The organism is Mycobacterium sp., assembly GCF_035623875.1.
Taxonomy (GTDB): Bacteria; Actinomycetota; Actinomycetes; order Mycobacteriales; family Mycobacteriaceae; genus Mycobacterium.
Genome location: NZ_DASPSP010000209.1, coordinates 1 through 9,407 on the forward strand (window position 1 = coordinate 1; position 9,407 = coordinate 9,407).

The 9,407-nt window shown below is 62.9% G+C and carries 10 protein-coding genes and 2 pseudogenes; 7 read left to right on the forward strand and 5 right to left on the reverse strand.

The genetic code is table 11. From position 1 onward, the window contains the following. Nucleotides 1-424: HNH endonuclease signature motif containing protein (locus VEI45_RS17385; RefSeq protein WP_324855403.1), on the forward strand; the 424-nt coding region annotated here is incomplete at its 5' end. Here VEI45_RS17385 and VEI45_RS17390 read toward each other — a convergent pair. Beyond that, complete coding sequence (locus VEI45_RS17390) at nt 414-1,502, reverse strand: dihydrodipicolinate reductase (RefSeq protein WP_324855405.1); 1,089 nt, start codon at nt 1,500-1,502, stop codon at nt 414-416. The two genes, VEI45_RS17385 and VEI45_RS17390, sit on opposite strands and share 11 nt — an antisense overlap. Next, the gene (locus VEI45_RS17395) at nt 1,499-2,533 is read right to left on the reverse strand and encodes a Rieske 2Fe-2S domain-containing protein (protein WP_324855407.1); all 1,035 of its coding nucleotides are present in this window, start codon (nt 2,531-2,533) and stop codon (nt 1,499-1,501) included. The genes VEI45_RS17390 and VEI45_RS17395 overlap by 4 nt, the downstream gene beginning before the upstream one ends. Nucleotides 2,534-2,655: 122 nt before the next feature. Between VEI45_RS17395 and VEI45_RS17400 the strand changes: the two genes are divergently transcribed. Continuing rightward, the gene (locus VEI45_RS17400; protein WP_324855409.1) at nt 2,656-3,294 is read left to right on the forward strand and encodes a TetR/AcrR family transcriptional regulator; all 639 of its coding nucleotides are present in this window, start codon (nt 2,656-2,658) and stop codon (nt 3,292-3,294) included. Between the two features lie 8 nt (nt 3,295-3,302). Here the strand turns inward: VEI45_RS17400 and VEI45_RS17405 are convergent, their stop codons facing one another. After that, nucleotides 3,303-4,517, reverse strand: a complete 1,215-nt coding sequence (locus VEI45_RS17405) for a cytochrome P450 (protein WP_324855411.1) — start codon at nt 4,515-4,517, stop codon at nt 3,303-3,305. Nucleotides 4,518-4,712: 195 nt separating this feature from the next. Between VEI45_RS17405 and VEI45_RS17410 the strand changes: the two genes are divergently transcribed. From VEI45_RS17410 to VEI45_RS17430, 5 genes and pseudogenes are all read left to right on the forward strand, one after another. Next, nucleotides 4,713-5,267 carry a helix-turn-helix domain-containing protein gene (locus VEI45_RS17410; protein ID WP_324855413.1) on the forward strand — a complete coding sequence of 185 codons (555 nt, stop codon included), beginning with the start codon at nt 4,713-4,715 and terminating at the stop codon, nt 5,265-5,267. Between the two features lie 221 nt (nt 5,268-5,488). After that, a complete protein-coding gene (locus tag VEI45_RS17415; protein WP_324855415.1) occupies nt 5,489-5,752 on the forward strand; it encodes a hypothetical protein in 264 nt (87 codons plus the stop codon). A gap of 21 nt (nt 5,753-5,773) precedes the next feature. Further along, nucleotides 5,774-6,316, forward strand: coding sequence for a GNAT family N-acetyltransferase (locus tag VEI45_RS17420; RefSeq protein ID WP_324855417.1), 543 nt, complete (start codon nt 5,774-5,776; stop codon nt 6,314-6,316). Between the two features lie 349 nt (nt 6,317-6,665). Then, nucleotides 6,666-6,890, forward strand: a pseudogene (locus tag VEI45_RS17425) (chloride channel protein); the annotation flags it as partial. Next, nucleotides 6,853-7,326 (forward strand): annotated as a pseudogene (locus tag VEI45_RS17430) (chloride channel protein); the annotation flags it as partial. The pseudogenes VEI45_RS17425 and VEI45_RS17430, both read left to right, overlap by 38 nt. 72 nt (nt 7,327-7,398) lie before the next feature. Here the strand turns inward: VEI45_RS17430 and VEI45_RS17435 are convergent. After that, on the reverse strand, nt 7,399-8,553 hold the full coding sequence (locus VEI45_RS17435) for an acyl-CoA dehydrogenase family protein (RefSeq protein WP_414687515.1): 1,155 nt from the start codon (nt 8,551-8,553) through the stop codon (nt 7,399-7,401). Nucleotides 8,554-8,802: 249 nt separating this feature from the next. Then, a partial coding sequence (locus VEI45_RS17440; RefSeq protein WP_324855418.1) for a MarR family transcriptional regulator occupies nt 8,803-9,407 on the reverse strand: 605 nt, incomplete at its 5' end.

Here is a 9,407-nt window from a genome sequence, read left to right on the forward strand (position 1 = left end):
CCTGCTGCCGATGCGCGACGTCATCCGCATGGCCAGCCATGCTTACCACTACCTCGCGGTATTCGACGAACACTCCAACCGCCCACTGTATCTGGGCCGAACCCGCCGCATCGCCTCACCGGATCAGCGCGCGGTCCTGTATGCGAAGGATCGCGGCTGCACGCATCCGGGCTGCGACGTTCCCGGATATTGGAGTGAAGTCCACCATGTCGACGACTGGGCCACCGGTGGCGCGACCAATGTCGACAAACTCACCTTCAGCTGCAAAGCTCACCACAAGCTGATCGAAATGGGTTGGCGGACACGTAAACTCCTCGACGGCTCCACCGAATGGATCCCGCCACCGGGGTTAGACCGGGGCGCGCGGACCAACGACTACCACCACCCTGAGCGTCTGTTCGACGGCGACGCACCTACGTCTTGAACCGCCCGGCGAACCCGCGCAGCGGCAGGTCGGCGCTGGTGATCAGGCCTGGCCGCGCCGCGACGACCGACTTGATCGCGGCCAGGGCAGGCATGCCGGTCACGGTCATGCCGATGGACGCGAAGTTGTCCGGGTTGGACAGGTCCACACCGGGCTTGGGGAAGACCATGTGTTTGTTGTAGATGCACGGGTCGCCCTTGATCTGAGTGATGTAGCAACCCTTGATGTTCCAGCTGGGATCGGTGTGTGGGGTCATCTGCCACTCCAGGTGCGTCTCGACCCGCGGAACCCCGTCCACCATCCCCTGGTACTTGATGTAGTTGCCGCCCAACGAACCCTTGGGCAGCGTGTACCAGCCCAGGTCGACATCCTTGGTGCAGGCGCCCAATTCGTAAGTGAACCTGACCTCGTCGAGTGGCAGATCGAAACAGTCGGCCATCATCAGCACGCTGTCGGCGAAGACGCGGGTGTACTTCTCGAGCTTCGCCGGGATTTCCGGATCGTCGACCGGCAGGCCATACCCGACCTCGATCCAGGTGTCCTTGGAATGATGGCATGACACATCCACCGACTCGATGGTGGTGACGTTCTCGATTTCAGCGACATCAGCCGAACACACCACGCCCAGAATCTGATTCAGCCCGGGGTTCATCCCGGTGCCGTAGAACGTGGCACCGCCCTTTTCACACGCCTCGGCCAGAAGCTGGGTTACCGGCTTGCCCGACGGGTGCGGATGATTCTTGTCGCGGTGCCACCCGGTGATCCAGTCCGCGGTGGTGACGATGTTGATCCCCGCCTCAAGCACTTTGACGTAAAGGTCCTCGTCGGGGAATACGCCATGGAAGGTGAGGACGTCCGGCTTGGCCGCGATGATCTCCTCGATGCTGCCGGTCGCTTTCACTCCGTTGGGAGCCAGACCAATCAACTCACCGGTGTCCTTGCCGATCTTCTCCGGCGAGTAGCAGTGCACGCCAATGAGCTCCAGATCGGGCTGTGCGGCAATCCGTTTGATCATCTCCGAGCCGACGTTTCCGGTGGCTACCTGAAACACGCGAATCGGTCGAGCGGTTGCGTTCATTCGGTTGCGCCTTTCTGGGATGTGGCGTACACGTCGGCGGCGCTGCCACCAATGCCGTCGGGATAGAACTGCTTGGCCCACTTGCGAATCGCGGTGAACCCCTCGTATTCGGCGGTAGCCAGCGCGGGCAGGTCCGAGTAGCGCTGGTGCCCCCAGATGTGGACGTCCTGCTCGAACTGCCGGATGACTTCCTGCCCGAACTCACGCGCCTTGGTCTCGGCCCGCGCCGAATCTTTGGCCGGCGTCCGACCGATGTAGACCATGAACCGGACGTCGGAGGTGGACTCGTCGACCGGAGTGATCGCGGAGATGGTGCGGTTGTCGACCATGCCCCAACTCTTGGTCACCGCGATTCCCAGACCACCGTTGATGGCCTCCACACGGCTTTTGATGTCCTCGATCTTCTGGTTGTCGTCACCTTCGAAGGTGATGGTGAAGTCGACGAAGGACACCGGTTCGTCGAAGTCGTGGCGGGTGAAGATCGGCACGATCGGGGTGTTGTGCACGTACTTGAAATGGGCAAAGTCCACGCCGTTTTCCAGCACGTACTGCGGATGCAGTTCCAGGCGCTCCCGGTACAACCGCTGCTGCGGGTAGTAGTCGTCGGCGCTGCTGCCGTCATTGAATCCGGCGAACACGTCCGGCGCGTCGAAGTACGGCAGACGACCCTCGACGTCGTGCCAGATGTACACGGACTCGTTGCGCTCTAGCACCGGATAGGTGCGGATCCGCCGGCCGCGATTGGGGCGATCCTGATACGGGATACAGACGTTGCGGCCCTGCTGGCTCCACTGCCATCCATGAAATGGGCACTGCAATACCTCGCCGACGACTGTGCCGCCGTAACCCAGGTGTGCGCCGAGATGTTCGCAGTAGGCGTTCATCACGGTGAGCTGACCTGACTCGGACCGCCACGCGACCATCTCCTGGTCGAAGTACTTCATGGTGTGGACGTCGCCGACGCCGATCTCGTCGGACCAGGCAACTTGGAACCAACCGGTCGGTTTCATCGACAACGGCGGTTTAGCCATGTCCCTTGTCCTTCCTGGTCCTTCCTGCCGCTTCAGGGCGACGCCAGGAAGCTTAGTCGGCTCTCCGAGAAAAGCATAGTGGGCACTATGAAATTTACGCGGGCCGGGCTACCATCCATGCGATGACGCAAGCGCACGTGCATCAACGGCGCAGCAATAAGCGCGGGCAGGCCACTCGCCAGACGATGCTGGACGCCGCGGTGCGCTCGCTGGCCTCCGGCGACCCGGCCGCGGTGTCGGCGACCCGAATCGCCAAGGAGAGCGGCGCTACCTGGGGCGCGGTGCAGTATCAGTTCGGCGACGTGGACGGGTTCTGGGCAGCCGTGCTGCACCGCACCGCCGAGCGTCGGGATGCGACGTTGTCGGCGTGGGCCGGCGTCGAATCGGATGCGCCTCTGTGTGAGCGGGTTGGTGCGATCATCGACACCCTCTACCACGGCCTGGCTTCTGATGATTCCCGCGCGATTGAGAATCTGCGGGCCGCACTCCCCCGCGATCACCACGAGCTGGAACGTCTCTACCCGCGCACCGCCGCCGAACTGTTCTCCTGGGGTAAGAGCTGGCAGGAAACCTGCCAGAATGCCTTCGCCGGTCTGGGTGTCGACCCGCAGCGGGTCCGCGAGGTGGCCGCGCTGATCCCCGGTGCGATGCGTGGACTGGTCTCCGAGCGCCAGCTGGGCTCGTACGCCGACCTCGACGAAGCCCGGCGGGGGCTAACCAACGCGCTGGCAACCTATCTCGAGCAATCCCGTCCGTCGTGATCGACCCGTCACCGGACCGCGAGCTCCAAACGCTCTCGGCGCCGAACCAGGATGCTGGGCAACCAATCCCCGATGTCGGCCGCCTCGATCCAGTTCGTGCGCTCGAGCAGCATGCCCAACACGATGCGGGCTTCTAGGCGGGCCAGTGCCGCGCCCACACAGAAGTGCGCGCCCTTGCCGAATGTCACGTGATCTTTGACGCTGCTGCGGTCGAGGCGGAATTCGTTGGGCGCCTCGAAGTGGGCCGGGTCGCGGTTGGCCGCTCCCCACATCAGCAGCAGATGAGAATCAGCGGGCACGTCGATCCCGGCTAAGTTGGTGTCGCGCAGCACATGTCGATAGTGGCCACGAAACGGCGACTCTACGCGTAACGCCTCTTCGATGAAAGCTCCCAGCAATTGCGGGTTCTCACGAAGCTGCTGTTGGATCTCGGTGCGATCAGCGAGAATCCCTGCCGCGCTGCCCAAAAGTGACGCCGTCGATTCGCCGGCGGCGCTGAACAGTGTCAGCATGATCGCCAGCGCCGGGGTTTGCTCCAACTCGCCCGACGCGCAGCGGGCGGCCATATCGGCGATCAGACCGTGTCCGTCGCTGGCGCTTGCGTTTTCGAAGTGCTCTAAGACATATGCGGACAGCTCCATCGCAGCCGCTCCGGCGGCTGCGAGCTGCTCGGGTGTGACGATCCCGTCCAGCAGCGTGGTAGTGGCGTAGCCGAGCCGAATGAGTTTGTCGACGTCGTCGTCGGGTAGGCCCAGCAGCCTGGCGACCACCATCATCGGCAGCCGGTTGGCCATGGCGCTCATCCACTCAATGCGCCCGTCGTGCAGATTTTCCTCCCATAACCGGCCTGCGGTGTCGGCCGCAAACTCTTCGATGATTCGCACCCTTTTGGCCGACAGGTGCGGCAGCAGGATTTTGCGGTGCATCGCGTGCGCTGGATCGTCCGCGGTGGCCAACGCGTGAGCAGGGTCTCCGAGCGGGATCATGTCGAACGGGGTGACCGTGCCGTCGTCGTGAAAGACAATCGTCGCGGTGAGGTTCGACGAAAAATCCTCAACCCGTTCGACAGCCTCCAGCACCGCATTCCAACCGCATACGGCGTAGAACAGCGAGTCACCGATGCGGTGCACGGGCGCTTCGGCACGCATGCGGTCATACAGCGGATACGGATCCTGCAACGCCGCGGCGCTGAAGAACTGGGTCGGATCATCTACGACCGTCACGGGTTCAGGCTGAATGCCGCCAGCGGCGGTGGTCAACGGGGCGCGGCAAAGTTGAGGAACGGCTCACGCCCAAGCCGATAGTGGTCGAAACTCGTTGCACGGCGCCACCTGCGATTTACTGTGAGAAAAATCAATTGAGAATTCTCATGGTGAGAGAAACAATTCAACAACCTGCAACCGAGGGAGCTTCGTCGGATGCCACGCCACGACTGGCTGGTCGGAAGGGATCGCCAAAGCGAAGCTGCTGAACGCATCTACGCCGCGGCTGCCGACCTGATTGCCCGCCGCGGATACGACGCCTTCACCATCGAGGCCTTGGCAGCGCAGGTGCACTGCTCGCCGGCGACCATTTATCGTCACGCCGGCGGCAAAGCTGCTATCCGCGACGCGGTCGTCGCTATCCAAGCGACACGCATCGTGGATACGGCACGCCAAGCCATCAAGGACCTCAAGGGCCCGGATCGGGTGGTGACCGCCACCATCGTCGCCCTGCAGGGTCTGCAATCGGATCCGCTGGCCCATCTGATGCAGTCGATGCACGCGACTCCCGTCAGCGAATGGATCACCAGCTCACCCGCCGTGACCGGATTCGCCGCCGAAATGCTCGGCCTGGAGAACGACGACCCACTCGCCGCGCAATGGCTCATCCGGGTCTTCCTGGCACTGTGGTGCTGGCCCGTCAAGGATCCCGCCGTCCAGCGCGCCATGCTGCAACGCTTCCTCGGGCCGCCCTACAGCGCCGACTGTTAAACGAAATCGGTGTCTGTGTTCACGTAACACCGGGTGGCTGTTCACCGTCAAATAGATTGCTGGCGCGACAGATTCAGCGATAAATTGTCGGTCATGATGAAGACCAGCAATGTGAAGATGATCATCGGCGGAGGCGGCGGCGGCATCATCGGCGGAGGCGGCGGCGGCCGGTAGAGCCGAAAACCGCTCCTCCCTTTTCGGCTCGGATCGCGACGGCCTGCGTGGGGTTGATTGCCGCCAGCACGCTGACCCGCGCCAGCTTCGGACGGCTGCTGCAAGTCTGCGCGGTGTTGTTCTTTGTCGCCGCCGTCATCAGCGCCGTCACCATCACCAACCCGACCGTCCCGGCGAAGTCCGTTCCGGCGGAGGCCGTTCCGTGTGAAATCGCTGCGCTGTGCCGCGACCGTCACGACGCCCAACCCCATCTGGCCGGCCATGCTTCACACCATGGCGCGCTCTTTGCCGCTGGCGATCACGGCTCCTGAAGCGGCTGGAAGACTACTGGCATGTATGCGATCAGCGGCGTTGTGCGTCCGGCTTTCCCACGCGATGCCGCTGCTTGTGTGGCGATTTACCGCCCCTATGTCGAAAACACGGCGATTAGTTGGGAAATCGAAGTCCCACCGGTTGACGAGATGGCCTCACGCATCGCCGGACTCCGCGCTACCCACGAATGGCTCGTCCTGGAACGCGGGGATCAGATCGTCGGCTTCGCCTACGGGCAGCCGTTGAAGCGCCTGGCTACCTTCCAATGGACGGCTGAGACCGGAATCTATTTACATGTCGACCATCACCGATGCGGCGGCGGCCGCGAGCTCTACACGCAACTACTACGTCGGCTCACCGAACGCGGCTACCAACAAGCCTTCGCCGGCATCACTCAACCGAACGAAGCCAGCAACGGATTCCATCGATCCTTCGGATTTCAGGATGCCGGCCTATACCGGCGGGTCGAGTGGAAACACAACACCTGGCACGACGTCGCATGGATGCAACTCGATCTGGTCGGCCCTGCCGACCAGGATGCACCGCCTGGCCCAATCATCTGACAGCTGCTGATCTGGACCGGGTGCAGGCCGCGCACCGGTTCGGCGATATGGTCCCGTCATGACAGCCGTGAGTGGACGTTTGGCGGATTTCATGGTCGATCGGCGCATGTTGCTGACGACCGCGCTCGCTCTACCGGTCGGCGCGTTGTCAGCGGCCGCCGCGTGGTGCCTGATCAGGTTGATCGGACTGGTGACCAATCTTGTCTTCTACCAACGTTGGACCACCGAGCTTGTGGCGCCGGGAGCGCAACACCATCCGTGGTGGCTGATACTGGGCGCCCCCGTCGCCGGCGGTCTGGTCGTCGGCGTGATGGCGCGGTTCGGTTCGGACAAGATTCGCGGTCATGGGATGCCCGAGGCCATTGAGGCCATTCTCACCCGGGGCAGCCGCATCGAACCCAAAGTTGCTGTGTTCAAGCCTGTTTCGGCGGCGATCAGCATCGGCACCGGTGGCCCGTTCGGCGCTGAGGGACCCATCATCATGACCGGCGGGGCGCTCGGTTCGATCCTGGCTCAACACCTGCACCTGACCGCAGATGAACGAAAAACGCTGCTTGTTGCCGGTGCCGCCGGCGGCATGGCGGCGACGTTCAACGCTCCGCTGGCATCCATTTTGCTGGCCGTCGAAGCTGCTGTTGTTCGAGTGGCGGCCCCGCAGCCTGGTTCCGGTCACGGCCGCAGTCGTCATCGCGACCGTCGTGCGCCAATTCATCCTGGGGAGCGGCCCAACATTCCCCGTCGTGGCGCGCGTCACCGAAATCGGTTGGAAAATAGACACGTTGGCCCTCATCATCGGCTTGTGCGGCGCCGCGGTCGCCGTCGCCGCGACGCGACTGGTATACCTGGCCGAGGATGTGTTCGCGCGGCTGCCGTTCCATTGGATGTGGTGGCCGGCAATCGGTGGTGTCGTGATCGGCGTGGGCGGGCTGATCCAGCCCCGAGCTCTGGGCGTCGGCTACGACGTGATCAACGCGCTACTCACCGGCCAGGCCGGCCTGTCGCTGATCGTCGGCATTCTTGTTGTGAAGACTCTGATCTGGTCACTGTCATTGGGTTCGGGCACCTCTGGCGTGTCGAGCCATTCAGATGCCGCCACGGCTGACGAGTTGGGCAGCGATTACATTGCGCTGGATCTCATTGGTGCCTTCGCCGACAATCATCAACGGCGCGTCCCGGAAGTAACGCTCAACGTCGAACTCTGTGGAATAGCCGTAACCGCCGTGGATCCTTACAGCATTCAGTGCGATCTCCATCGCCACTTCCGACGCGAACAGCTTGGCCATGCCGGCCTCCATATCGCAGCGCTCACCGCTGTCATAGCGCTCGGCTGCATAGAGGGTGAGCTGTCGGGCAGCAGTGAGTTTTGTTGCCATGTCGGCCAAATAGTTGCCGACCGCCTGGTGTTTCCAGATCGGCTGGCCGAAACTCTCCCGCTGCTGCGCGTAGGCAAGCGCATCCTCGAGGGCGGCGGTCGCCACGCCGAGCGCGCGGGAGGCGACCTGGATGCGGCCGGTCTCCAGGCCTTTCATCATCTGCGCAAACCCCTTGCCGGGCACGCCGCCGAGGATCGCCGATCCGGCAACGCGGTAGCCGTCGAAGGACAGCTCGCAGCTCTCCACGCCCTTGTAGCCCAGCTTGGGCAGATCCCGCGACACCGTCAGGCCCGGGCCGTGCTCTGCGAGCACGATGGAGATGCCGGTGTGCCTTGGCTTTGCCTTCGGATCGGTTTTGCAGAGTAGGGCAATGACACCCGAGCGGCGTGCGTTGGAGATCCAGGTTTTTGCGCCGGTGATCACCAGGTGCTGGCCGTCGGGAAGCGCGGTGGTGGTCATGTTCTGCAGGTCGGACCCGCCGCCAGGTTCGGTGAGCGCCATCGTCGCGCGGACCTCCCCGGTGGCCATCACGGGGAGATGGGTCTTCTTCTGCTCCTCGGTGCCGAACAGCGTGAGTAGTTTGGCCACCACGGTGTGTCCGCCCATCGCGCCGGCCAGGCTCATCCAGCCCCGCGCCAATTCCTGGGTCACCAACACATAGCAAGGCATGGACACCGGCGAACCGCCATACTCTTCAGGGATCGCTAATCCGTAGATCCCGATCTGCTTCATTTGTTCGATCCACTTTTCGGGATACTCATTGGCGTGTTCGACGTCACGGACCATCGGTTTGACCTCACGGTCGATGAACGTCCGAACTGTCTGGACCAGTAGACGTTCTTCCTCGGTCAACGCAGAGCTCACACCATCACCTCCTCTCAACCAGATTCTGTTCTAGATTAAATGACCCTGGCTGGGATACCCGACCTCCGGAGTTTGGGTAGTCCGCCCGGCAGGCACAATGGTCGACCCCACGGTCTCGGCGGCACCGCGAATATGGCGTTGCCAGCGTTGCCGACACAGTGCGCGAGATCGGTATCAGTCGCCGGGATAGACCGGCCAGCGCGGATCAATTCCCCCGCGCAGTCGGCAGGGAATACGCTCGGGTACTGGCTAATCCGCGTGCCCGGCCCTGGCTTCCTCTTCGCGACTAAGGCCCGAGGCGCCAATGAGCTCCTCGTGCAGTTCGAACCACACGGTGTGGTAGGAGTCGATGATCGGCCGAGTGAACCATGTTGTGTCGCCGGCCTTGACCTTGTCTACGGCTGAGTTCAGTTTCGCAGCATATGCGCTTAGCCTGGGCAATAGTGTGGTGATCGTGGCGGCCATGGGCAACACCTGCTGATGCACGTTGTCGAGGCGGGCCAGTACCGCAGCGTCATACTCGGCATCATCGTGTGCATTGGGTTGACCGTCCTTGATCTGCCAGTCCGATACCAGCGCCTTGAATTCGGCGTTGACGACCCGGAAATCGTCGTACGATTTGGCCAAGGCGTTCGGGTCGATACTCGAACGCTCTTGTGCCAGTAAGGCGTTGAGTCGCTCACGTCCCTCAGGGCTGATCCGGAACGTCTTCCCTTCGACCAGCAGCCCGGCGGCAGTCAGTTGCGCTAACGTCGCCGCGACATCAGCGGCGTCTTCACCCAGGGTGGCAACCAGATCAGCCTCGTTAACACGGCCTTTGAGTCGGACGGCCTGCAACACAGTCAACTCAGACA

Coding starts and splice junctions, on each gene's coding strand:
- VEI45_RS17390 (WP_324855405.1), bottom strand. CDS start 1,502: ATGAACGCAACCGCTCGACCGATTCGCGTGTTTCAGGTAGCCACCGGA.
- VEI45_RS17395 (WP_324855407.1), bottom strand. CDS start 2,533: ATGGCTAAACCGCCGTTGTCGATGAAACCGACCGGTTGGTTCCAAGTT.
- VEI45_RS17400 (WP_324855409.1), top strand. CDS start 2,656: ATGACGCAAGCGCACGTGCATCAACGGCGCAGCAATAAGCGCGGGCAG.
- VEI45_RS17410 (WP_324855413.1), top strand. CDS start 4,713: ATGCCACGCCACGACTGGCTGGTCGGAAGGGATCGCCAAAGCGAAGCT.
- VEI45_RS17420 (WP_324855417.1), top strand. CDS start 5,774: ATGTATGCGATCAGCGGCGTTGTGCGTCCGGCTTTCCCACGCGATGCC.